The 25,603-nt window shown below is 46.6% G+C and carries 20 protein-coding genes and 2 pseudogenes; 1 reads left to right on the top strand and 21 read right to left on the bottom strand.

The annotated features are described in order from the left end of the window. Positions 1-328: 328 nt before the first annotated feature. The 15 genes and pseudogenes from RCO25_RS05565 to RCO25_RS05495 all read right to left on the bottom strand — a co-directional run bounded on the left by RCO25_RS05565 (position 329) and on the right by RCO25_RS05495 (position 13,310). Positions 329-1,465 (bottom strand): DUF6155 family protein, encoded by a 1,137-nt coding sequence (locus RCO25_RS05565; protein WP_308995132.1) that lies wholly within the window; start codon positions 1,463-1,465, stop codon positions 329-331. Next, the gene (locus RCO25_RS05560; RefSeq protein ID WP_308995131.1) at positions 1,462-1,689 is read right to left on the bottom strand and encodes a hypothetical protein; all 228 of its coding nucleotides are present in this window, start codon (positions 1,687-1,689) and stop codon (positions 1,462-1,464) included. The genes RCO25_RS05565 and RCO25_RS05560 overlap by 4 nt, the downstream gene beginning before the upstream one ends. A 23-nt stretch (positions 1,690-1,712) precedes the next feature. Continuing rightward, positions 1,713-2,156: a hypothetical protein gene (locus RCO25_RS05555; RefSeq protein WP_308995130.1), complete on the bottom strand. Its 444-nt coding sequence runs from the start codon at positions 2,154-2,156 to the stop codon at positions 1,713-1,715. A 365-nt stretch (positions 2,157-2,521) separates the two neighbouring features. Next, positions 2,522-3,043, bottom strand: coding sequence for a DUF6933 domain-containing protein (locus tag RCO25_RS05550; protein WP_308995129.1), 522 nt, complete (start codon positions 3,041-3,043; stop codon positions 2,522-2,524). A gap of 328 nt (positions 3,044-3,371) precedes the next feature. Beyond that, positions 3,372-4,043: pseudogene (locus RCO25_RS05545) on the bottom strand (glycerophosphodiester phosphodiesterase); the annotation flags it as partial. A gap of 507 nt (positions 4,044-4,550) precedes the next feature. Then, positions 4,551-4,784, bottom strand: a complete 234-nt coding sequence (locus RCO25_RS05540) for an SHOCT domain-containing protein (protein WP_308995128.1) — start codon at positions 4,782-4,784, stop codon at positions 4,551-4,553. A 13-nt stretch (positions 4,785-4,797) separates the two neighbouring features. After that, positions 4,798-4,965, bottom strand: a complete 168-nt coding sequence (locus RCO25_RS05535; protein ID WP_308995127.1) for a hypothetical protein — start codon at positions 4,963-4,965, stop codon at positions 4,798-4,800. Between the two features lie 357 nt (positions 4,966-5,322). After that, positions 5,323-6,963, bottom strand: coding sequence for a mercury(II) reductase (gene merA / locus RCO25_RS05530; RefSeq protein WP_308995126.1), 1,641 nt, complete (start codon positions 6,961-6,963; stop codon positions 5,323-5,325). Between the two features lie 268 nt (positions 6,964-7,231). Continuing rightward, positions 7,232-7,648, bottom strand: coding sequence for a mercury resistance transcriptional regulator MerR (merR, locus tag RCO25_RS05525; RefSeq protein WP_308995125.1), 417 nt, complete (start codon positions 7,646-7,648; stop codon positions 7,232-7,234). A 254-nt stretch (positions 7,649-7,902) separates the two neighbouring features. Then, complete coding sequence (locus RCO25_RS05520) at positions 7,903-8,190, bottom strand: hypothetical protein (protein ID WP_308995167.1); 288 nt, start codon at positions 8,188-8,190, stop codon at positions 7,903-7,905. A gap of 69 nt (positions 8,191-8,259) precedes the next feature. Further along, on the bottom strand, positions 8,260-9,405 hold the full coding sequence (locus RCO25_RS05515) for a DEAD/DEAH box helicase (RefSeq protein ID WP_483874704.1): 1,146 nt from the start codon (positions 9,403-9,405) through the stop codon (positions 8,260-8,262). Between the two features lie 57 nt (positions 9,406-9,462). Further along, entirely contained in the window at positions 9,463-9,939 is a 477-nt protein-coding gene (locus RCO25_RS05510; protein WP_308995124.1) for a GCN5 family acetyltransferase, read from the bottom strand. A 435-nt stretch (positions 9,940-10,374) separates the two neighbouring features. Beyond that, entirely contained in the window at positions 10,375-10,932 is a 558-nt protein-coding gene (locus RCO25_RS05505; protein ID WP_308995123.1) for a GNAT family N-acetyltransferase, read from the bottom strand. A gap of 416 nt (positions 10,933-11,348) precedes the next feature. Beyond that, positions 11,349-12,374 carry an ABC transporter substrate-binding protein gene (locus RCO25_RS05500; RefSeq protein ID WP_308995122.1) on the bottom strand — a complete coding sequence of 342 codons (1,026 nt, stop codon included), beginning with the start codon at positions 12,372-12,374 and terminating at the stop codon, positions 11,349-11,351. A 105-nt stretch (positions 12,375-12,479) separates the two neighbouring features. After that, entirely contained in the window at positions 12,480-13,310 is an 831-nt protein-coding gene (locus tag RCO25_RS05495; RefSeq protein WP_308995121.1) for a helix-turn-helix transcriptional regulator, read from the bottom strand. Positions 13,311-13,557: 247 nt separating this feature from the next. Here RCO25_RS05495 and RCO25_RS05490 point away from each other — a divergent pair, with 247 nt between their 5' ends. Further along, positions 13,558-15,441: a family 43 glycosylhydrolase gene (locus RCO25_RS05490; RefSeq protein WP_308995120.1), complete on the top strand. Its 1,884-nt coding sequence runs from the start codon at positions 13,558-13,560 to the stop codon at positions 15,439-15,441. A 92-nt stretch (positions 15,442-15,533) separates the two neighbouring features. Here the strand turns inward: RCO25_RS05490 and RCO25_RS05485 are convergent, their stop codons facing one another. From RCO25_RS05485 to RCO25_RS05460, 6 genes and pseudogenes are all read right to left on the bottom strand, one after another. Then, the gene (locus tag RCO25_RS05485) at positions 15,534-16,766 is read right to left on the bottom strand and encodes an MFS transporter (protein WP_308995119.1); all 1,233 of its coding nucleotides are present in this window, start codon (positions 16,764-16,766) and stop codon (positions 15,534-15,536) included. Positions 16,767-16,936: 170 nt separating this feature from the next. Continuing rightward, entirely contained in the window at positions 16,937-17,125 is a 189-nt protein-coding gene (locus RCO25_RS05480; protein WP_308995118.1) for a hypothetical protein, read from the bottom strand. Positions 17,126-17,254: 129 nt separating this feature from the next. Then, positions 17,255-17,908, bottom strand: coding sequence for a M48 family metallopeptidase (locus RCO25_RS05475; protein WP_308995166.1), 654 nt, complete (start codon positions 17,906-17,908; stop codon positions 17,255-17,257). 104 nt (positions 17,909-18,012) lie between these two features. Further along, positions 18,013-21,459 carry a glycoside hydrolase family 2 TIM barrel-domain containing protein gene (locus tag RCO25_RS05470; RefSeq protein ID WP_308995117.1) on the bottom strand — a complete coding sequence of 1,149 codons (3,447 nt, stop codon included), beginning with the start codon at positions 21,457-21,459 and terminating at the stop codon, positions 18,013-18,015. Positions 21,460-21,591: 132 nt separating this feature from the next. Then, positions 21,592-23,664 (bottom strand): annotated as a pseudogene (locus RCO25_RS05465) (alpha-glucuronidase family glycosyl hydrolase). 214 nt (positions 23,665-23,878) lie between these two features. Continuing rightward, positions 23,879-25,549, bottom strand: coding sequence for an ABC transporter substrate-binding protein (locus RCO25_RS05460; RefSeq protein ID WP_308995116.1), 1,671 nt, complete (start codon positions 25,547-25,549; stop codon positions 23,879-23,881). Positions 25,550-25,603 lie beyond the last annotated feature (54 nt).

Raw genomic sequence — 25,603 nt, 5'->3', positions numbered from 1 at the left:
AATGGATAGTGCACTAACCTTGCCCCGAATAGATGGACACAGAGAAAACCTCATTAATAAATGATGGAGGAATTCAATATGGGACAAAGGAAGAAATCTAACAGGAGGAAAGTACTCAAAAAAGGGCTCAACCCCGCGTGCTGCGAGGTTGAACCCAAGATTGCATTGCCTATTTTTTTGATTGAAGTTCTGCTCAGCATTTTAGATCTCCATCAGTCCATCTTTCCGGTTACTAACCTATTAATAATTAATGGACTGCTCGGTCATGAGCAGTCCACTTTTAGCATTAAACGGCGGCAAACATCTTCTCTCGCTTTATTAAATGCCATTAAATCCATCTTATTTGAGCGTGCATATAGGACAAAGTATCGTGAAAGCCCCAACCGATTCCGTTCGTATCCAACACGATCGAGCAAATTCGTTCCTCGTATTCTTCGAACAGTTCGGCAGTATCATCAAAATTTACCGTCTGAACCACATCTGCATACATCGATTCCATGCTTTCGTAAAACCGCTCGTCGATATCGCCATAGGTAAGGGTAAAAGAAACGCCCATCTCGACGTAGAACAGCTTTAGCTCAAAACTGTATTTCTCGCTGCCCGTCAGTTTTTCGAATTCGGATATTGCCTTCTTCGCTTCCTGCAGCTTCAGCTTTCCGTGGCCGCGCTGAGGAAAAAATTCATGTTCAACTTTTTTGCGATATTCATGAAATAGCGACTCTACCGCTTCTTCCCCCAACATTTTGACGGTGAGAAACCGCTCCATGTCTTTGCTGGCGCCATAGCATTCTTTTACCAGTTCCATCAACTGTTCCTGTCCCATTCGCTTCAAATACTTGTTCAGAGACGTCTTGGTCAGCTTTACCGGTTTTTTATCTTCGGCTTGCGGAATAAGTGATTTCGGTATTAGCTTGTTTCTCCGCTCGCGAAGCTTGTCATTTACTTCGTCATAGTGAAAAGTCTCAGGATCATATCCTTCTTTCAGCCATTCTTTAAATTCGCCATGTTCCGGATGATTCGGATTAAGCAGCGCTTCCATCATATTCTGATGACCCCATACGCCGCCAACATCCTCCTGCGGACAGCTGCGCTCTCCTCCTAAACAAATGGGAGAGACATCCGCAGATGCTGACGTATCTACTTTCTCTAGCTTAATCGTATGCCGCCAATTATCGCCAAAATCATAGATGTAGGAAAATTCCGTATTTTCCTTTTGCAAATACTTGGTCACCTTTTCTCTCCGCGCATTCAGCACTTCACGTGTTTCCATATCCTCGAATGTCGGGTCGGGCAAACCAATGACTTGTCCACCGATATGAAACTCATACAAATGGTAATCCTCCCAGCCCATCATCACTTGTATGATTTTATGAAGCTGATGAAACGTAATCTCCGGATGAAACTGAAATTGACGCCATATGCTCGGAGCCATATCATCCAGTTCAATTTTGCAAATATAGATCATCCACGTTCACGCATTTTCTTGATCTCTTCGGTCAATTCTTTTGCTTGCTCCGGGGTTAAAGAACCAGCAGATTCAAGAATATCGTCTATGGAATAGTCATCTTCGATTTCTATGGTGTTATTTTCCATATTAATTTTAATTTTACTCTGAGTCACGTTCATTCTCGACAATAAGGAACGCAGTTCGTTGGCTGTTTGTTTATCCATTTTTTTCGGTATGGACATAGCAATGACAGCCTCCTTCCGATTTATAATCTTGTCAACATTATATCATAGCTGTAACAGCTAAAAAAGGAAACAAACTTGCCCCAACAGTTTGTTCCAATTATTCGCAATAAACTTCGCACAGTACAAACTCGCTCGTTTACTTCACTGGGCAAGAGAAGAATACTTCCTTCAGGCATCTGGCCGAAGCGATAGAAAGCAGCTTCGATCTGTCCGTAATCCCTTCGTTTGCATGACCATCGGATACCCGATTCACGCTTCCCTGCTCTTGACCATGCTTTACATGCTGAATGCCCTGCTGCAATCATTTTTTTTGCTTCATCAACGCCTTGCATTGCATTTTGATGGGCGAACATCGTTTGAACCTGATCATCGAAGACAACTATGCTTAATTGGTCATTCCTATCCAATTGATCCGTGGCGAACTGACAAGCCTTCTTGCTATATTCAAGCGGAGCGCCTTCCATGGAGCCTCTCCGCTCTAAAACGATAGACAAATTTATTGGCGCTCGGCTATTGAACGTTCCCTTGCTTCTCCAGTAAGCTCTATTAGCAAAAATGCCCTCTCCTCTCCTCCCGTAGGCCAAAACTTTTTATTCCATGCAGCTGTTGCTTTAAGTGCTGTACCCATATGTATCATCCTCTCTCATCCATCTATTGATAAAAATTCAACATACGATTTGGTCAATGCTCTCTCAAGGAATAATTGTTCTTATAAAAAGAAAAAGCTTAGCCATTAATTCGACTAAGCTTAATTTTTTTCGTATATTTCACTTCAAAACCATTACAGCTGCTTCATAAAATAATTCCTCCGGCTACTCTTGCACCCGAGCTATTCTCCACCCACTAACTTCCCCAACGACTCCATCATTGTCTTACCTGAATAAGTCAGCGGCAATTTCAAAAAGACATATCTGTTCATCATCCGGTTAACGCTCTCAAGCCTAGGATCATTAAAATGATACAAATTATACACCAGTTCATCCCCCGCAACCATGATCATCTCATTGATTTGGCTAATAATACTTCTATTGCTGGTTGGAGTATAGCTGAATCCTGTAATCCCGTTTATGTATGCATCTATAAGTTGTTGATCTGCCCCGTCTAGACGCAAATTCTCTTGTATGTGCTCTATAATTAATTGATCCAAACGCTTAAAATCAGCCTTCACTAATCCATAAATGACAAAGTTATATCTGGATTCATTGTTCATAATCAAAATGCATTTTTTCCGTTTGCATATAAATAAATGTGCATGCCAGCCATATATCGATTTATCAAAGCTTGGCTGCACCGCGGATAACGGTACTTGAAGCTCGGCAGCGAGTATCTTTGTGCATTGAACCACTATCATGAAAATTACCTCCAGGCAAGTTTTAAACTACTCTCACATTCGCTCTTTCAAACTTCTATAAAATTGTCCAAATCAATCTGGTAATAATCGTACCACATTCTGGAACTCACCTAAATAAAATGATTTAAGAATTGAACAACTAGGGAGTAGTAACGAAGGGGAGTTTTGGAACTGGAGGAGCGTCAGCGTTCGCCTTTGTCTCCGGATTTCAACCACAGGCAGTGGTAAAATGAAAGAAATCAGGAGACAACAGCGGCCGGAAGTCCAAACTTTCCCGAAGTTGCGACGTTAACCGCGAATTAGTCCCTTAACCTCATTTTATCCCCCATCACCCCGGATAATCCGTAATCACCCCATCCACCCCAAGCTTCTTCATCCGCTCCATATCCTCATCGCTCTGGATCGTCCATGCGATCACCTTCCGGTTCCGGTCATGGATCCTCTGGACGATCTGCTCATCAAGTAGTTCCTTCGGATAATGAATGTATGCCGTGAACGAAGCCAGCACATCGAGCGTATCGTCCGACAAAGGATGCTGATCCTCGTGAATCAGCGCTGCGACGGGAATGTTCGGCAGCAGGTTGTGAATGAGACGCGTCGATTCGAAATCATAAGGTTGGATGATGATGCCTGCGCTGTTCTCGATTTCCCCTATACCTTTCAAGTGCCTTGTGCCATCTAAATCAGTTGTGTTCAAACGCTGCTCATATCTGCGTACGACCTCAGCCACCTGCTCTTCTATGCCTGGATAGAGCTTCGAATCCTTAATCTCGATCAACATCGCCATTTTCTCGGCAAAACGGTCCATGACATCCTGTAAGGGCAAGATCTTTTCGTCCTTCTTATCGCTGTTTGAGCTTTTCCCTGCATCCATATCTTCCAGCTCGCCCAGCGTATAATCGTCAACGGCTCCTGTATGCTTCGTCGTTCGGTCTACCGTATCGTCATGGATGACGACGAGCTTTCTATCCTTGCTTAGCTGCACATCGAATTCGATGAAGTCGGAGCCTAGACGCTCGGACTAAGCTTATCTTAGCCCTCATCTTGATGACAAGGTGGGGGCTATTTAACGTTTAAAAGAATTAGGCATGGAAAAAGCCGTGGTTCTCTATAGTGAATAGAAAATCACAGCTTTTTTCAGTACCCTATTGGGCAGTTTTTTCGTTAACACATTGGACAATCCGTCATTTCAGAAAGAGACGTGGCGCATTCGGAAACTCCGCGCTTCATTTCACGAGCGCACAAGGATATGCACTCTCCTTTGCTCATCTTAGCGCAGTCTGCGACATCTGCACCATTGGCAAACACCGTTCCCCCAAAAGATAGCATGGCCACGAAAGCAAATAATGCAAGGATCCTCTTCATCTTACACCCTCCGATATATAATTTGACAAGCTTAGACTTGCCAAATCAATCATACCCGAAAGTTTTGTTGATATTGTGAAGCCAACAACGTAATACCGAAGAATCTGAAAAAATGAGGGACAGAAATTGCATCTGCCCCCTATCAATCGTTTAAAGCCATTCGCATTTCCTTATACTCGTCTACGTTGATTTCGCCCCTTGCGTAACGTTCTTTCAGAATCATCAATGGGCGATCTGTCACCCTGCTATTTCTCATCAACAAGCGAATGACCAAATAAACTGTAATACCAAGCACAACTACAAAAGCGAGTGCGGCGAATATCATCATGACGCACATCCACATCATCGATGAATAACTCATCATCCCACCCATCATATCACCCACTCCTTCAATATATACCATTACCTTTATCGGCAATTTTCGTCCAATTCAATCCTAAGTCCTTGCTCAAATAAACGTCCTTTTTAAAGGTAGCTACGGCAATTTCATTTGCATCTTTTGGATTTTGAGCCATATAGGACACAGCATCATCATTATCTAAGACTGGCAATTTCATTTCCTTTTTCTCATTCGAAGTTAAATTGGTTTTTATAAGATTCGGGTTGTTGCGCCGGTGATTAATAATTCCCCATTTTCCCTAAAGTTCAAAGAAGTAATAAATAAGCCGGGCAACAGCTATTCAAAGCGGTTACCAAAATCATTCGAAAGAAGCAGACCGCTTTTTGTTCCTATTGCAATAGACTTTTCATCTGTCGGGTGAACGGCAAGAGCGGTTGGCTCTTCGTTTAATCCCGCCGCGGCGCTTATTGTCCAAGTTTTTGCTTCGTCTGTTGAATAGAAAAGTCCAGAACGATAATCTAATACTTTATTTTACTAGTTTATCAATAGCTAGTCGGTGTTATTAACCTTTATCTTATCCCGCACAACATGATAACTTGCTTACATCTTTATCAAAAGTGATAGCTGCCAATTTAAAACCTTCAGACATTGTCAAATACGGTGCAAGGCTCTCTCGTAGGTCCTGCACTGTTAATCCGAATTTGACTGCAAGTGTTGCGGCGTAAATCACATCTCCAGCATTTTCAGCGACAATATGAACACCGAGCACCTTTAACGTCTTGGAATCAGCAATTAATTTAAAAACGCCTGTTGTTTCACGATTTACAAGCGCTCTAGGTACCGCATCCAATGGAAGAACAGAAGTTATCACCTCATACCCCTTTGCTTTGGCTTGCTCTTCCGTAAGCCCTACGGTAGCAACCGATGGTGACGTGAACGTCACTCCAGGAACAACTTCAAGATTCACTTTCCGCTCTAACCCACCAATTGCATTATCCGCCGCGATGCGCCCTTCATAAGCTGCTACGTACACAAACTGAGGCCCCATCGTAACATCGCCTGCAGCATAAATCCTAGGATTTGAGGTTTTTAAAAAATCATCGACAACGATTTCGCCTTTTGAACCTATGATTACATTCGCAGCACGAAGATTGAGTGCCTCGGTATTTGGTTTTCTACCGGTCGCAATAAGCAGCTGCTCCGCTTCGATGACGTTCTTTTCACCATTTACGGAAATATGGACTTGTTTTAGGTTGCCAGTTGCCTCAACCCGATCATACGTGACACCCGTAATCAGATGAATCCCTTGCTCTGTTACTGCTTTAGTCACCGCTTCGGAGATTTCAGGATCGTATTCTTTAAAGACTCGCGGACTTCTTTGAATTAAAGTAACTTCAGTACCTAAATTGTGAAACAGTTGACCTAATTCGATTGCAATATAACCTGAGCCAATCACGGCAAGTGTTTTGGGTAATTGTTTAAGCTCAAGTAGTGATGTACTTGTCAAATAATCAATGTTATTTAACCCTGTAATATCCGGAATAAACGGTGAAGCTCCTGTCGCGATTAAAAATCGTTTCGCCGTAAGCTTTCGTCCACCCACCTCAATGGTTTTTTCATCAACGAATTTTGCTTCTCCACGAATGAGTTCAAATCCGTACTCACCAATCAAATGTTCATACTTTTGTTCACGCATTTTGGCTACAAGTTCATTTTTTTGTTCAACCAATTGAGTCAAATCAACTGCACCAGCGGATGTAGTTAGTCCCAAGAAAGGGTTGATTTTGGCTAAATGATTGATTTCACCGGCACGAAGGAGTGTCTTAGATGGCATGCAACCAACATTTACGCAGGTTCCGCCTACCGTTCCTCGCTCAATGATCGCCACTTTTGCACCATGTTCGACTGCTTGAATCGCGGCGGAAAACGCCGCCCCACCGGAACCAATGATCAGAAAATCATAGTCGCCCTCATCCCCGAGAACCGGAGCATCATGAGATTCGATAACTTGCGCATCTTTGGATTGATATTTTGCCTTGTTGATGGCTTTTTGGGCTGTTTCGATTGGTACTTCGTTAGGTAATTCAAACGTGGCTTCTCCACGGTGAAAACTCGCCTCAATATTCGTAGCTCCAATGTTTTCAAGTGCTATTGCAACGTGTTCTTCACAGCCGGTGCAAGTCATTCCTTGAATGTTAATTAGGTATTTTTTCATTTTTTATGCTCCTTTTATACCAAATCCATATTTTGCACGCTAAGTTTGAATCTGTTTTAAATCGGTTTTCTTATCATCAAGAAAATCGCAACTTTCCCTTTGCTTCCCATAGGTTCAATGTCTGCATTGCCGACCCCTTCTACCTTTTGAATTAAATCTTGAATCACACAGTACCGTTGCCAAGCTAGTCTTTTTTTCTCTCAAAATCATTCACCTCATTTTCGTTGCGGAACCGAGCAGCAATCGCGCTTTGCATCCATTGCACTATTTACTCCTTCTCCTTTTGGTTATTATCAATCAACGCTTCGATAATCGGACATTCATGTATCGTTTTTTCATCGGGACAACGTTCTTTTAAATCTTTTAGCATACATTCGATTCGTTGAAGGTCTCTAATTTTTAACTGAACATCTTCAAGCTTTTCAACAACGAAATCATACATATTGGCGCATCTCACATCGTCTTTATCAACTACACCAAGTAATTTATCAATTTCGGATAAGGTGAAACCAAGCTCCTGTATGCGTTTAATAAACAAAATCCGGTTTACCGTATCTTCCGGATACAGCCTATAGCCCGAATCGGATCTTACCGGTTCAGGAATCAGACCTTTTCGTTCGTAATATCTTAATGTTTCTTTATTAACGTTACACAATTTAGAAATATCTCCAGAGCGATACTCCATTTTCGTCACCTCCAATTAAAATATAAACCCTGTACCATGGTACAGGGTCAAGGGTTTTATATTATTTGTATTTTTATCATGTTAAAATAAGCTTTATTTCGTCCCCCCATCCTGCCAACTCCTCTTTTAGGTTCCGTATTCATTTGTGAAATATGTAGTCCTATTAACTTAAACACGTGCGGCACTGCCCGAAACACAAAAAAGGCCAGTGCCGCCTCTTGCCAAGGCTGCTCTGACCCTCTTTTACAGGAAAGTTACTTGCTCGAATACTCCGAAGTCGCAGTATCCAGCATCGTCTGCCAGTTTGGAAAATCCGTCTCCCGAGCCACATGCCGGTCAAAAAACTCATCCGGAATGTCCTTAATATCCTCACGCGTCTTCACTTGGAAGTTGCCCTTCTCCAGAAACGCATCGAAGCTGTTAAAGCTGGAATGCTTGCTCATGAACGATTCATGAAACAACGTTTCGAGTGAGATATGGCTTGGATCCTCCTGCACATCTTTTTGACCTTGCAATTCCTTGAGCAGATCTTCAAATGACATTGGCTTTTGCTTTCTCAAATGATCACCCCTAGTTCTAATATTGTATTCCTGTGTGCCTATCGTCGTTACCTATATGGTCAGCATTGAATCAGAATGATCCACGGCTACGGGAATCGTTTTTTTAATTTTTTTCTCAATATCTCTCAAGTAAGGCCGCTCTTCTGTCTCGCAGAAAGAGATCGCGATCCCGCTTAGTCCAGCCCTGCCGGTACGCCCAATACGGTGCACGTAGGTTTCTGGAATGTTAGGCAGGTTGAAGTTGATCACATGCGACAGCTCATCGATATCGATTCCTCTTGCTGCGATATCGGTCGCTACCAGCACTCTCGTTGCGCCGCTTCTGAAATTAAGAAGTGCGTTCTGGCGGGAGTTTTGCGACTTGTTGCCATGAATGGCTTGTGCGGTAATATTCACTTTGGTCAGCCCGCGAACGACGCGGTCCGCGCCATGCTTGGTGCGGGTAAAGACAAGCGCCGACGTGATCGACTTATCCTTCAGCAGCTCATTCAATAAGCCTTGCTTGCTTGCTTTCTCTACGAAATAAACCGATTGCTCGATTCGCTCCACGGTTGTAGAAGCCGGCGTAACCTCCACCTTTACGGGATTAACCAGCAGCGTTTTGACGAGCTTGGATATTTCCGGCGGCATGGTGGCTGAGAAAAACAAGGTTTGTTTTTTGCTCGGCATTTTTGCAATGATTTTCTTCACATCGTTGATAAAGCCCATATCCAGCATCCGGTCTGCTTCATCCAGCACCAAAATTTGAACAGCTTGCAGATCAACAAACTTCTGATTAATTAAATCGATCAGTCTGCCTGGCGTAGCGATAATAATATCTGCGCCTTGCTCAAGCGCACGCTCTTGTACCTTCTGTGAAACGCCGCCCACAATGGCCAAGCAGCGCAGATCGGTAAATTGTCCGTATGCCTTGATATTATCCGCAATTTGGAGAGCCAGCTCTCTGGTTGGGGTTAAAATCAAGGAACGCGTACGGCGTACCCGCCCCGGCTTGCTTTGCTGCTCAGTTAATAATTGAACAATCGGCAGGGCGAACGCGGCCGTCTTCCCTGTTCCTGTTTGCGCGCAGCCAAATAAGTCTCTGCCTGCCAGCACTACCGGAATCGCCTGCTCCTGTATCGGTGTCGGCGCCGTATAGTTCTCTTTACCCAGCGCTTTCAAAATCGCGGGGGTAAGCTTTAAATCGTTAAAAGTCATATTGTCTCCTTCATTATAAAAAGCATAAATGATTAATCAAGCTGCTTATTCATACGGTTAATTATAAGTCATCCAAACGGTGCTGCCCAAAACCTCAAAGTCCTGCTTAAACCAGAAATTTCTAGATTTCTCTAAGGAATAGACATACATTCTTTTATTCGGGTATTTCGCTTTGAGCCAATTAATAAAGGAAGCGGCATAACCTTTGCTTTCGAACTCTTTCAGCACATCGAGCGCTTCTATAAAGATGAAGTCCTTCTTGTTTTTGATATCGATATAGAAGTCCTTTTCCAAATATTTCTCATCATCGCTAAAATAATCTTTTTCCGCCTTCTTTATCAGTTGTTTCCCGTTTTCGTATTCCCATACGACCCCGTACCCCACCATCGCATCTTCTGCCTCAATAATGTAGATTTGCTCCGGTATTTCCGTCTTTTCTCTCTTGCTGAGCTCCGGTGCATGATAAGCCGTTGCGATTTCGCCTAAGAGGGCTTGCATGTCTTGATCAAATGGTTTTGCTACAATTGTAGGCATTTATGTTCTCCCTTATTTGCTGTCTATAGCGTATATCTTCTTCAAAATAAAAGAAGCAGGGTTTTATTTCGCCCCCCACTTCTCTCATTGATTGTGTATGGTTTATTGTCCTTAGCTATCTTACCATAAATGTGAGATATCAACTAGCTTGATGCGTTGAAATTAACGTAAATCTGGCTTATCACGCAAAAAAACTGCCGGATCTTCCGGCAGTCTTTTTATTATCGATTCTTTTTCGTAAAAGATTGTATCTTATGCTTGAGCTTGTCACGGGCATCTTTGTTTTTCATCAGATAGGTGACTCCCATCCCGATTGCAGTAAACAGCATTTTTTTCTTCATGGTTACTACCTCCTTGGATCTCTTTTTATGAATGTACCCTCTTGGACGATGTTTTAAGCAGCCGAGGCAAAAGTAAGTATTGGAGGCTTTCGTTTTACGTTAGCGTGCAAAGCTTCTCGTATTTATTGAATGTACTTATTTCGTTGGACGCAGAGCCTTTAAATTCATAACCGCAGTCCAGGTAAAATTGGTTCAGCTTGGCGTTGCTTGCAATGCAGTCCAGCCGAATGCGGTCTTTCCCCGGAAAATGAATACCGGAATCGGACCAGCGTACAATCGCTTCACCCAAACCTTTGCCCGCAGCTTCACGGTTGATATTCAGACGGTGCAAATAGACCGAGGATTCATGCCCCTCATCTCCCCAGAGCCCGCGGTCCCATGCACTCTCCTGCTGCATCAGCATCACCATTCCCGCTAACATGCTGCCCTGCAAGAATATGTACACTTCCCCGCGCTTAATTGCCTCCTGCGTCTGATGGGAGTCCTCGCCATGCAGCAAGCCGCTCCACTGCTTCGAGCCTTTGCTCCGTAACCATTCCGCTGTTTGGACGAGCAATTGCAATACGGCTTCTGTATCCTCTGGCTTCGCTTGAAACACTTTGATATCCGATTGAATGATCCCGATAGAGTCCGTTCGAGTAAATGCTGACATGTTTATTAACCTCCAAATGGAAATATGGCTCCTTTAATTATACCCGTTTTTTATCTATTTTCACCCAATAGGAAGTACAGTCTCCAAAGAAAAAGAAGCAGGATGCGCTTACGCCTTCTGCTTCCTCCAGTGTACTCATTATTCGTTCATCCCTTTATTTGGACCATCGTTCAAGTTTAGGGATGTTTCTAGTAAAGAGGCCCTGCCATTAATGGAAATACGCATTGTAATCATCTCAAGGGTGAAGACTAAGAATACGTCCTTCCTTCCTGATGAATCTCTTCATAGCGAGGGATGCATCTTAAAAATCTGTGCACGCAAAAAAAAAAAAGAGGGAACAATGTCCCTCTTCATCTTGCTAACTTATTCATCATCTCATTGTGTCATGTGAGGCCCGATGCTCTCTTGAAGGTTGCTTATTTCAGCGCGTCTGCAATGGCTTTCAAACCATTAATTCTGCTGATCGGTCCGTATCCATAGGAAAGCTCTCCATTTATGGCATACACCTGATCCTGCTGAACAGCCTTCAGCTTCTTCCAAACCTCGCTTTTTTCCCATTCGTCTGAAAGAGCCGGAAGCGATTTATCCGTGTAATTAAAATAACCGAGGAACAAATGGTCCGGATCAATTGCGCTCAGCCCTTCGAGCGTGAGCTCAATGCCATCGCCAATTGCCTCTTCAGGCGCCTTCAGCCCGATCGGCTCATAATAATCGCCTGCGTAGTTTGTACCCTGCAGCCAAATCGTTTTATCCCTAACCTGAAGATAGGCAACTGTGCCTTCCACGCCGCTTAATTGCTGGTTCACTTGTTCAACCTCTGCGGAAAATTCGTCAATTGTCTGCTTCGCAAGCTCCTCTTGGCCGAGGATCTCCCCGAACTTCGTAATGACAGACTGCCAATCGGTCCAGACATTCGTTTTCTCTTCATCGATCAAAATCGTTGGAGCGATCTGCGATAATTGATCGGTTATGTCTTTGTTAGTCACGCTGCCCGCCAAAATAAGATCAGGCTCGTATTCCAGCAGCGCTTCTAAATAAACCGCCGTGTTCTCGCCAACGACGGTCACTTCATCAAACTTTTCGACATATGGCTTGTACAGCTCGGTGTCTAGGAACGACTGCTTAGCCGTGAACGGCAGCGTTACCGCAATGGACGGCAAGTCGAAGCCTAACAAGTCTTGGGTAAGTCCCCAATGTACCAATGCAATCTTTTGCGGCTTTTCGGCAATCGTAATTTCTTCGCCGTTAGCGCTTGTAACGGATCTTGGAAAGCCTTGGCTTTCAGCCGCGTCTGCATTGGCATTGCTGTCGCTAGCATTTGACGGCTTTTCTGTCGCGTTACTCGCGTTATTCGTACCTGCAGCATTTGAGCATGCGCTGACAAGCATAACGATAAACAATAGCAGGCAAGCTGCTACCATGGGCATTTTACGTATCTTCATTTCACTCTTCCCCTCAATAACTTCTCATATGATGATAACGATTATCATTATCGAGGTTAATCATACCACTGCAATTATCCTTCGCAAATAGATTATTTCCCGATCTTAGGATGGATTATTTCTACTTTCGAGGTGTTTCACGGCTGTCGGCGACATCCCGTAATGCTTTTTGAATAATCTGCTGAAATAATAGGCGTCGGAGTAGCCTACGCTTCTGGCAATCTCGCGCACCGAAAATTCAGCGCTCATCAGCAGCTCATACGCAAGGTTCATTCGGAATTGAATCAAATAATTAATAGGGCCGATGCCCGTATATTTCCGAAACAAATGCGAAAAATATTTCGCCTTCATCCGGAGCTGATCTGCTAAGCTCTCCAGCGTGATCGGTTCCATATAGTGCTGCCGAATGTATTCAATCGTCTGCTCCATCATTGGCTGGCTCTCGCTGTTTTGCTGGTACCGTTCGAACAGAAGCGCCTTATTGAGCAGTCGGTAAAATAACGTCTTTTTCTCCAGCAGCTCGATATTGCCAAGAACCGTGGACAGCCGCCTGAGCTGCTCCATCAACTGCAGCAGCGCCGCATCCATTTCAACGTGAAGTTCGCTGACCTTTTCCATTCGAGCAAGTTGTTCCTGCTCCGCGTTTGCAGTTAGATAATGCACGAGAAAATATTCAAATTCGGCAGTATGAACGACAATTTCAAAATGCCGATTAGATCCGCCAAGCAAAGCCTTTCCAGGATACAGGGGGTAGCTTGTACCGTCGTAATCAAAGACAGCCTCGCCTTTCAACGCGATAAGCAGCGCGCACTTGGTCGTAGGCTGGTATTTATGTCCCTGGTAGACACCTGCACGAAGCAAGGTTTGATACACACCAAAAACATCAATCGGCACCTGCAAGAAGTAAGCAGCCAACTCATCGTATTGACTTTCCATACCAACACCCCTTCTTATTTCGGTGGCCCTTTTACTCCCTCATTGTACTCGAGAAATACAGGCGGCTCAAATATTATCAATTGACGTAATACAGCATTTAAAGCATAATGAATTTACGAATCGAGTAATAAATATATTAAACTATTGAAAGGTTGGTATCGCTTACATTCTGCTGTAAAGAGTCACTTATCCTTTAACTAGCCGTCCACCCTGTAACCCCATTTAAAATCAGAAAGGGATGTTTACGATGTTAAAGAAAAAATCAGCCTCCTTCTTTACCCTCAAACTTGTTTTTGTTTCACTTATTGTAAGCGCTTTACTTTTTAGTAGTATAGCATCTGCTGCCATCAACCAACCCCCAAACTATCCGATGTATGATACAGCTAACATTAATAACGAGTCGGCTTGGAATATAACGAATGTGCATGACCCCGAAATCTACAAGGAAGGCAGCACGTATTATCTATTCTCGACGGATTATAATGTCGGTGGCGCAGCAACCCCAGGCATACAGATTCGAAAATCAACCGATTTGATCAACTGGACATGGGTCGGTTATGCACTGAATGGAGTACCTACAGCAGCCAAAAACTGGACTGGCGGGGTCAATGTCATCTGGGCGCCGGAAATCGTCAAGCTCGGCAGCACTTATTATTTGTACTATTGCGTTTCCGCTTTCGGCACTCGCACCTCGTACATCGGTGTCGCGACAAGCAGTTCGATTACCGGTCCATGGGCCGATCAAGGCGAGGTCTTCAAAACAAAGGAAGGCGACGCCTACACCGCTAACGCGATCGATCCTAACGTTGTCATCGATTCCGCTGGACAACCATGGATGTCGTACGGATCGTTTTTCGGCGGTATTTTTATCACAAAGCTGAATGCAACAACCGGAAAGTTCGCGGCGTCCGGACAAGGAACGTTGATCGCGGCACGCAGCACCTCGGTCGATCGTGCTGTCGAAGCACCAAATATCATTTATAATGCATCCCAGAACAAATACTACTTGTTTGTCTCTTACGATTCCTGCTGCAATACGTCAAATATGACTTATAATGTCCGGGTTGGACGTTCCTCCAGCATTACGGGACCCTACCTGGACTACAACGGTAATGCAATGACAAATACAAGCCTATCTCCGCAAACCGAGGTTGGTACTAAGATCTTAAGCGGGTACGGCTTCGCAGGCTCTGATGGGTGGTACGGCCCCGGTCATAACACGATCCTGCAGGATGGAAGCAGCTGGTACATGATCCATCACGCACGCGGCGAAGCTAATAAGGACTGGACATACTTGCATGTGCGTAAAATGCTATGGTCTGCTGATGGCTGGCCTCTCGTATCTCCAGAGCGATTTACCGGCGAAGAGCAGCGTACCCTTTCCTCCAACGTCGTTGCGGGTACCTGGGAATCGATCATACTTGACCGCTCAAATAATGGGAAGATTGGATCCAGTAATGTCACCCTTCTGGCCAGCGGCAAAATTGGAACGGAATCCAGCTCCAACTACTGGACCTTCACCGCTCCGGGCACGCTCAAGCTCTACTGGTATGCACCTGGACAAGCGCCGGGCGACTACTGGATCGATACCGTCCAAATGATCGAGGCGTGGGATTGGGAGACTAGCCGCCCTACCTACGTTTATACTGGACTAAATCAATCAGGAACGGCCATATGGGGTAAAAAAATCTCGGCACCCATTCTATCTGGAGCGACGTACAAGCTAGTCAACGTAGCCAGCTGGAAATCTCTTGACGTGGCGAATGGCGGCACTGCGGACGGTACGAACGTACAGCTTTGGGCGGATAACAATCTAGCACCGCAAATGTGGAAAGTTACAATGAACACAGACGGAACGTACAAGTTGGTTAATCCGAATAGCGGGAAGGCACTCGATGTCGCGGGCGGGGGAACAGCAAATGGTACCAACGTTCAAATTTGGACGGATAATGGCTTGAGCGCTCAAAAGTGGAATATCTCTCTTCAATCCAACGGCACCTACAAGCTAATAAATCCGGCGAGCGGCAAAGTGCTGGATGTGGCGAACGGAGGCACGGCAAACGGGTCGAACGTGCAAATTTGGGAGCAAAATTCGTTTGATGCTCAAAGGTGGGTCTTGCTTCCACTTTAAAATAACGGAATGACAGACTTATCATCTTGGACGATAAGTCTGTCATTGTTTTACAAGGGTTGACAGCTGCACCTGGACAACAGAATAACTGCTTATGGGGTAGGCGCCTTATCATCCGAACGGAAGCGAAACAAAGGCAAACTAATCAAAGCGCCGATAATAAATAACGTTCCGGAAAAAGCATACATTCCGACGACCGAAAATAATTGTTTCATCCATCCCGCCGTACTAAGCGTGAGCACGAATGACCCTAGAAATAATGGACCCAAAATACCGTTTACTCGACCTATGAACGATTCCTCTGTATTTTTTAGTATCATGGTTTGTACAGCCACTTGAAACCCAGGTGTGACCAATCCCATGCAGAACTGTGCAGCAAGCGTCAGCCACAAATAAGTTGAAACCCCTGAAACGATCATACTCGCTGCGTTAACTAGCAATCCGAATAGCAAGAGCAATGGCGGAGATATCTTTTTGCTGAACATAACGGCGAGGACCCCGCCCACGACCATTCCAATCCCGTTAGCGGCCAGGAGCCACTGGAAATAATCTTCAGGTAAAGCTAAACGCTCCGTCACCAAGAAAATGGCCATCGGATGTATAAATCCGACTCCCAGCCCCGCGGCCGCAAAACATCCGCCCAATATCAACAATACTTTTTTAGACAATATGTATTGCAAACCCAAAGCCATCTCTTCCTTGAGATTTGTTTCCTTGTGTATATCCCGCGCTTCCCGATCTGGTGGAAGTAAGGTTAACACCGCAGCAGACAGAATAAAAGCAGCACACATCACTCCGATAGCCGCTTCAATCTCGAATTGTTTATAAATAAAGGTTCCCAATATCGGCCCCAATATTATAAATACAGCCATCATTGTCTGATACATCGACATACCTGTTTGCATAAGTTCCTCGGGAATATGTACTTTAAATAACTTCATCCCTGACGGTTGGGAAAACTGTGACAGAATGGACGAAACGAGTGTAGCGAAGAATACCGCCTTCCAAGATCCAAAAGTAAGTGCAAATAACACTAGTAAAATCGAACCAGCGCTCAATAGTTCGCACCAGATCATTGTTTTCTTCGGCTTCCAGCGGTCTGCAAATGTTCCACCGATGAAAGAAAATATAAAGATTGGAGCAAACTCAGCTACGTATATCAATGAAACCGCAGTCGCATTCTTATCGGTCTGTTCCATCACGAACAGCAAGACCGCAATATTGCGTACCCAGATGCCAATCTGCAAAAATAAGCCGGATAAAATAATGGCCTGAAAAAACCGGTTTCGATAAATGGATGGCGTTTTTCTTAAATGGCCGGTCATATGTTTCTTCCTCTCTTTATTTTAGTTAAACGATTACATGTAATCGTTTACGTAAAGATTATAACACGAGATTTTCACGTTTCAATATTCTCATTATCCCAGCTCGTTTTTTCGAATGGAGCATCCATTCCTTTTGTTTCCTTCGATGGCTGCTCCTTTCGAGGCTTTTGTTATTTGCGGCGTTTCCGGGCGATTCTAGAATAAACAACGATTGCCGTGATAAGCATGCAAATAAAACCGATATTTTCTGCCGGTCCCTGTTCCATCCCGAACACCATGCAAAGATTCGTAATCAGGCTCTTAACAAGCAGCGCCATTACGATCAGCAATATCGGACGCATAAAATTATATTTTCTCAATTGATATAACACTCCTGACTGCAGCTAATATTAGACGAGCTCCCTCTAAATCCGACAATTGAAATCGCTTTACGGGAGCAATCCCGGCAAGTATACCAGTTTCCTGCCCGATCGTCCAACCTTTCTGTACTATAGCGTCATCGCCTGTCCATACCTCGCCAGAAATGCTTCCTTTTCTTTATAATCCGGCATGATACTACCAACGCGTCTCCAAAAGGATCGATCATGGTTCATATGGTGCAGATGACAGAGCTCGTGGATGACTACATAGTCGATCACTTCAATTGGAGCCATTGCTAAACGATAATTAAAGGTTAAATGCTTATCCGAGCTGCAGCTCCCCCACTTCGTTCTAGACTCTACGACCTCAATCGTTTTAGGCCTCACCTTCAGCTGTGCTTGATAGATTTTGACCCGCTCCGCGACGATCTTCTTGCAGCTTAAGAAATAAAACTTCTTCAGATTACTTTTCAGTTCATCCTCATTGAGCTCTTTCGTGTCGATTAACTCATGGAGAAAATAATATTTTCCGAGGTGAAGGAACTTTCCTTCGTCCTGATATTCCCTTGTCTTAGGCACCTGGCGGGCAGCAGCAATCGCTTGCAATTTCTCTAAAATCCTTTTCCCGTGACGCTCCACAGCGCTCATTACCGCTTCATTGTTCGTATCATTAGGCGCTTTAACGGTGATGTGACCCGTAGAGTCGATATGAATGGAAAGCTTTTTTCTAGTGCCGTAGAGGACATTAAATTCGATCGTCTGGTTTTCAAATTCGATTTTCATCATCAACATCATTTCTGTAAGGTTATTTCGAATCACATAAAAAAAGGAACGAGCCGAGGGGCAAGGATTACTCCCCGCGTCCCTCTTCTCCTTCCCCTATTGTATCAAACCCCCCGCATAAAGCGGAACCAGCCGAAGTCGAAGTTGCTCCCCGGCAGGAAGATGAATGTCACTTTTTGCAACCCTGTCACCTGTTCCAATTCAAACACCCGTTCTTCGTATCCAGCGGATTTCTCAAATTCCACGAGTTGATTGGTTTCACCGTTATCGCCGGCAAACCGGATATGAATCGTATTCTTGTCGATTGGCGATCTCCCGTTTACGACTAGCTTCGAAACACCTTCGCCGGTAAACGCCATCTGCGAAAATTCAAGTGAGACGTTATTCCCGATGCCCTCCACACGATCATCTGCGAAGGTAAACGTATCCCCATAAATCCGGTCGCAGGACGCCGCCGAATTTCGTTCGAAAGCCCGGTTCTGACGTTCAAAGGAAAATCCTTTGATGTGCACCTTCTGACGAAGCACGAAGCAGATCGACGTAATTCCGCGAAGTCTCTTGGTCAGGCGATACGTTTCTTCTTGATATACGTTCCACTTGGACGGCTTCTGATAAATCACGTCGGCAACTAAGGAGCTGGCCTCTTCGCCGGGCATCCCTTCCCAAATTTGCATCGTATATTCTTCACTGGATAACGCGAAGATTGGAATCGTGATGGTGTCGGAGCCATACGGACCGAAGTCGATATCGCGGAAGCCTACGTGCGTCTCGCCGTCTCTGCTCGTCGCTACACCTCTTTCGTTGCCGTTCCCGGCATCGCCTTTACTGTAATCGTAAAGTCCCGCCGAGATGAATCCATAGGGATCCTTGTAGGCTGTTCCTAGACCTGTTGCCTTAAACTCCAACTGGGAGATAAACTTCGTCTTGTCCGTGCCGTTCTTGGTCGTACAGCGCAGACGGAAAGCACCGTCGCCGATGGCGGAGATCTTCGCCTCAAGTCCGTTCGCTTCGACCCTGGCAATATTCGAGTCGATACCTTCATCCGTTACGGCGCGCCACTCGACGTCTCGATAGGTGGAGTTTTCCGGCCATAATTTGGCTCGAACGGTTATCTCCTTTGTAGATTCATCTAAGTCTTGTCCCGAGTCGCTGATGATTTCGATCTTACGAAGCGGAATTTCATCGCAGCCCCCTGTCACGCAGTGCAGCTCTTGATTTCTAGCGTTCGCTGAAATTCCTTGCTGAATTCCGTTTTTCACGGGATGCGACTCAAATTCCGCCGCCTCGGTTCGCATACCCTCAGAGGATACTTCGATTCGGACTTTGCCCGGCTCCAGCGTCGCGCCGATGATCACCATCAACTTACCGCTGAACAATCTTCTGCTTTTTCCCTTATACGGATCAAAATCCGTGCTGTCGCCGTTATCAAGCCCCAGCAACCGGCCTGCCCCCGTCACCTCGACATGCACGCGATTGTTCGCGTTGTCTACCGGATGACCCTCACCGTCCAACATACCGATTTCCACGAAAATCAAATCAGTACCGTCCGCCGCAAACACCTCTTTATCCGCTTGGAGACATATACTGTTCGCATCCCCGAAGGATCTTCGAGCATCGGTCACTATGACTTTGCCCGTTTCGTCATAGGCGATGGCCTTGATTTCCCCTTCCGCATAAGGAACCTTCCACCAACCAATAAGCTGCGACCCATGCTCGTGATCGATTTCGTGTGTTCCAATCGTAGTCCCATTGAACTGCAGCTCGATCTTAGGCGCGTTCGAGCATACACGAACATCGATGATTTGCCCGTCATTGAAATCCCAGTATGGGAAGACATGCACCATTGGATTCGTTCTATAATCGGTCCAAGCAGCTTGATAGATGTAATAGGAATCTTTCTTGAACGTAGCCGTATCGATCTGACCGAAATAGGAATTCTTGGTATGGTACGGCGTCGGTTCCCCGATATAGTCGAATCCGGTCCACAGGAACTGACCAAGAGAAAACGGCGTATCCCGCTCCGCCAAGATACAGGCTTCCGCCGATTTGGCTCCCCAGCTTGTCGAACTGTTCCCTAGGGCGGAGCATTGCTCGTCATCGTCGGCAAGAATCGATTTCTCGAACGGGAAATGATAAATCCCTCTGCTCTGGACGACCGAAGCAGTCTCACTGCCGTAGATGATCCAATCCGGATGCTCTTCATGATGCTTACGGTAATATTTCTCCGCGTAATTGTAGCCGGCAACCTTTACGATATCGGCGCATTTCTGCGCATTCTCCCACGGCATATAGTTCGACCCGATCGTAACCCGAGCATTCTGCTTCGGATCGAATTCCAATACATATTCCATGAGCATTCTGGTGACTTCCTGGCCTCGTTCGTCAGCATGCGTATCGTAAATCTCGTTCCCGATGCTCCACATCAGCAGGCTCGGATGATTCCGGTCTCGCAGCACCCAGCTTTTCACGTCAAGATATGCCCAATCTTTGAAAAATCTTGCGTAATCGTAAGTTGTCTTCGATCGTTCCCACATGTCGAACGCCTCCGTGACGACGAACAGTCCCATTTCGTCCGCCAAATCCATGAGCTCCGGAGCCGGCATATTATGTGCCGTGCGGATGGCGTTGACGCCCATTTCTTTCAGGATCTCGAATCTTCTTCGCAGCGCATAGATGTTAAACGCCGCTCCTAGAGCACCCAAGTCATGATGCTCGCAGACGCCATTCAATTTCAGCTTCTTCCCGTTCACCTGAAGTCCCTGCTCCGGGTCGAGAACGATGCTCCGGAAGCCTAGAGGCAAGGTGATCTTCTCTAGTTCTTCGCTGCACTGTTCCTCGGCCGATTCGGCCGCTGCTCGATGCATTCGCGTGACGATCAGGTACAGAGTCGGCTCGTCCGTGCTCCATAACATGGGATGATCTACGGTTAACGTTTGGCGGTTTTTCGTGATCGAGCCGCGGCTTGCTGTTACCCGCTCCGAAGCGGCAGCGACCGTCTGGCCCTGGCAGCTGATATTGTGCGAAAGAAAAACGTCTTCTTCGATTTGTAAGTCCGAGTCGATTTCCACCAACCAGCCGCCATCTTGCTGCTTGGATGTGACATACAGGCCATCCGTGAGAATGTGATTTTTGTCCCGTTCCTTCAACCAGACGTTCCGGTATATCCCTGCTCCCGAATACCATCGGCTGTTTGGACTCTGATGCACGACTTTCACGATGATTTCATTTTCACCTTCGATGACCGCGTCCGTAATCTCGTGTTCGAAGGAAGAGTATCCGTATTTCCATTCGCCTGCAAGCTGACCGTTTATGTATAGGGAAGAATCCATGTACACGCCGTCGAAGCAGAGCAGGAGCTCGCGATCGCGCTGTGTCCAGATAAATTTCTTACGATACCAGCCGATACCGTTCTCGTAAAGTGCCAATGTATTATAGATCAACCAATCATGAGGAAGATCCACCGGTTCGAAGTGCAGCCCGGCATGGTCCGTAACATCCAGACCGCTTTTGGAAAATTCCCATCCATCGTTGAAAAGTAATTTCGTATTCATGGTCGAACAGCTCGCTTTCGCAGGTATTGGGATAGAGCGTATTATTCGTTTACGCCTGCACCCTACTATTCCAAGATTGAAATGCGGTGCTTCGCATGATCGCGATGCCCCGCATTTCTTGTCCGTGCTGCATCAATAGATTAGGCGGCCTTGCGAGTCCGCAATGCCTGACTTCCGATAGAAATACGTATTGATCATGTCCCGCCATTCTTTGGCGTGTTCGTGCTGCTCTGATAACCGGGAGGCGACAAGCTCGAAATCCTTCTCGTTGACCTTGCCTCCGACCGATCGCCAATCGTCCAGCAAGGCCGCCGCCGCTTCCGCGCCTTCGAAATGCGTGTCGTAAATATGCTGGATCACCGTCTTGCCGCTATGCAAAACATGAGTATACGGGACATGGTGGAAGAACAGCAGCAGTTCATCGGGACAACTTTCCAATGAATTATACATCTCGCGACGAGGCGAATGGTATTGTGCAGCGTACCCGGTGCCTGTTTCCATCGTTCGATCGACCCCGATGCCTTGGTGATCCGCGAAATGGTACGTCCCCCACTTCGAATACTCGTATCCGTCTACGTTCGGGCCGTAATGATGATTCGGATTCACCATCCAACCGACGCCGAGCGGAGCGGTGTAGCTTTCGTATATGCCCCAAGACTTCATTAAGATGTTCGTGACGACTTCTTCGACCGCCCTATCGCGGCCGAGACTTAGCCGAATCCACTCCGACGTGATCCGTTCGGCGGATAACGAAGGACTCCACGTCAACCGTCCATATCCGTATAGGTTTGCTTGAGCCAGCGGATGCCCGGTCCAGCAAGCGTCGTCCCCGATGTTCGACACGGCCGCAATTCCGCCGTACGGACGGCCCCACATGGCGCCTTGCGCGATCTTGGCAATGGTCGACCCCTCACCGGCGGCATGCGTATCGGTGTCGAGAATTTCTTTCCACTGCGGCACCAGATAGCAGACATGCTTCTGCTGCCCCGTATATTCCTGGGTGATTTGCAGCTCCAGGATTTGATTCGTTTCACGGAGCCCTCCGAACAAAGGCGATACCGGTTCGCGGACTTGAAAGTCCATCGGCCCGTTCTTGATCTGCAGAATGACATTATCGGCGAAACGTCCATCGAGCGGCATAAAGTGGTCATAGGCCGCCTTGGCCCGGTCCGTCGAACGATCACGCCAATCCTGAAGACAGTTGTATACGAAGCAGCGCCAGATGACCAGCCCGCCGTGCGGCGCCAGCGCTTCGGCCAGCATGTTCGCTCCGTCCGCATGATTCCGTCCGTAAGTAAAGGGGCCGGGACGAAATTCGGAGTCGGCCTTCACCAGAAAACCGCCAAAGTCGGGAATCGCAAGATAAAGGGCGGACGCCCGTTCGGCCCACCAGTCTCTGACCGCCTGATCCAAGGGATCCGCCGTAGGCAGACCGCCAACCGCGATCGGACTCGCGAAGTTAATGCTAAGGAATAATTGAATGGCGTATTCTCCGAATACGTCCGCCACTTTCGTTAACGTCTCTTCATACTCCGCTGTAATCAATTTCGTCTCTTCCCGGTGAACGTTCACATTATTGATCGAGATCGCATTGATTCCGACGGAAGACAGCAGCCGGGCATAGTCCCGGATGCGGGTTAAGTCTTCCACGAAACCATCGTTCCGGTAAAAGATCGACTTTCCGGCATAGCCGCGTTCGATCGATCCGTCCATGTTGTCCCACTGATTGATCATCCTCAACCCGTTGGCAGGCGTCTCGACGATATGCAGCTCGCCGATCGGCTCCCTCATCTGCATCAACCGGATCAAGTGAAAGGCTCCATACAGTGCGCCGCGTTCCGACTTCCCGACGATCGCGATTCGGTTCGGCTCTCCCTCCGGGCCGTTCAGCGACCGGATCACGTACCCTTCGTCGCCGATCATTGCGGCTTAAGCTCCTACTTCGCGGTCGATCCCGGCATCCCCGCTGCCTAAGACCCCGATGATCACGCTTGGAACAAGGTGATCCCGAATCGTAACGAGATCAGGCGAGTATCCGGTCATGGCCTGTACAGCTTCCGCCAGTTCTCTTTCCGCGGTGCGCAATACCTTGGTTTGCTCCGTGATTGCAATGGCCGAGCAGCGAACCCGGTACTCCTCCCGCAGCCCTTCATCCTCAATGACATTATAACGAAGCCACGCTTCATTTTCGATTGTTTCGCTCATCTCCGTCACCTGACAATACCTCCGTTCTAAACTTAACCACGCTTATATTTCTAGAAAAGAGGGCTAGGTGCATCCTCCTTCGGAAGACCGCACACCTAGCCCCTTTTTTAATATATAAGAATTTATAAGTTTTCACTTATAAATGTGCTTATATATCTCCGCGAAACGATAGCTTTTGCTACTGAGGACGGCGACAGCCGTTTACGCTTGACCATTAATAACCCAGCAAGCTCTTGGTCTTCTCGAAAATATCATTTGCCATGTCCGTATACCGCGTGCTGCCGTTCGCTTCAACCTGAGCCTTATAGTTGTCCCATTTATCGAAGCTTTCTTGACCGGTAACAAATTTTAACGTCATCGTTTTCACGTAATCCATAAGCGGTGTCGAGATGAGATTCATCTGTTCGCTTTCCTCCGGTGAACCCATAATCGGCGGCGCCAGCTTACGCGGCTCCCGTGTCGACTGGACGCGATTCACGAAGTCCTTCTCACCTTCTGTCATCTTGGACATTCTGAGCTTTGCAGAACCCCCGTAGGCGAACACCCCTCCGGCGAAGCCGTAATCGACGTTCAGCTGCTTCGTTGCGCCTTCGTTCATCCCGTTGTAATAGATATCCGGCTTGAGCACGATATTTCCGTCTGCATTCAGATCATATGTTTCGCCTTCTACGCCCCACAAGCTGAGTGTTTGACCTTCATTGGAATACCAGAGCCAGTCGACGAAACGAAGCATCTTGATAAAGCCTCCCTCGCCCAAATCGTCAAGCGCGTTCTTGCTGATCATGACCCCGTTCTCCAATCGGGAAGTCTCGACCTGAAGCTTTCCTTTTGGTCCGCCGGGTTGTGTGATCATATACAATTCGGCATTCGGATCTTGCATTTTGCTTTTGAAATCCGCCAGTACCTGATAGATTCCGCTTATCACGTAGGTATCGCCTTTGAAGAACTTGGCTTGTGCCGCATCGTCTTCTTGCGTGAAGGATTCAGGATCCATAATGCCATCGGTAATCAGCTTATTGAAATAACCAAGGTAGTTCTTGAAATCATCCGATGCATTGGCAAAAGTGAACTGCTTCTTCTCATGGTCAAAGACCAGACCGTTCGACAGTCCCCATCCGCCGGTAACGCCATATTGAACAGCGGTAATGTTGAGCGCTGAATCACCTTTGAATTGATCAGAGAACACGTATTCCGAGCCCGTATGCTCTTTCACCTTCTTCATCGCTGCAGAGAATTCCTCGTACGTCCAGTTCCCTTGCTCACCCTCGACGTCCACGCCCGCCGCTTCGAACACATCTTTGCGGATGATATAGGAATAACCGCCGCCGGCGATCTCCCACATGCCTGGAAGGACGTAATATTTCCCGTCATTCTTCATCTTGGCCTTCAGATCCTCTTCCATTCCCCAATCTTTCACGGCTTTCATGTAGTTCGGCATATACTGCACCCAATCGCTGACCGGCACGATCTGACCGGATGCCACGAAAGCGGATTCATCGTACGTTTTCGGAATGATGTAAGGCGCATCACCGCTGTTCACCAGCAGAGATTTTTGATTCTCATATTCCGTTCTTGCCGTGATGGACAGGTCGAAGCTCACATTCGTCTTTTCTTTAATGGCGCTCCATAGTCTCCAGTCCTCTTTCGTAGGATAATTCTCATGGTCGCTGTACATCATGGAATAGGTTACCGGCTCATTGGAGTGGAAGGTCTGCTCCTCCCCGAAAGCGTAATCCTCCGCTGCATCCGCACCGCCTGTGCCTGCATTGCCCGATGCGGGCGTTTCGTTGCCCGACGCGCCTTCGTTATTAGATGAACACGCTGTCACAAACACAAGCATCAATGCCAGCATCATCATGAATGCCGCTTTACTGAATTTCTTCATACCGCTGCCTCCCTTTATTTGGTTCCTGCGATTTTTTATATAACGGAAACGGCT

Source organism: Paenibacillus sp. LHD-38, from assembly GCF_031157315.1.
Classification (GTDB): domain Bacteria; phylum Bacillota; class Bacilli; order Paenibacillales; family Paenibacillaceae; genus Pristimantibacillus.
Note: the sequence above shows the minus strand (reverse complement) of the source record. Positions and strands in the feature narration are given on the sequence as shown.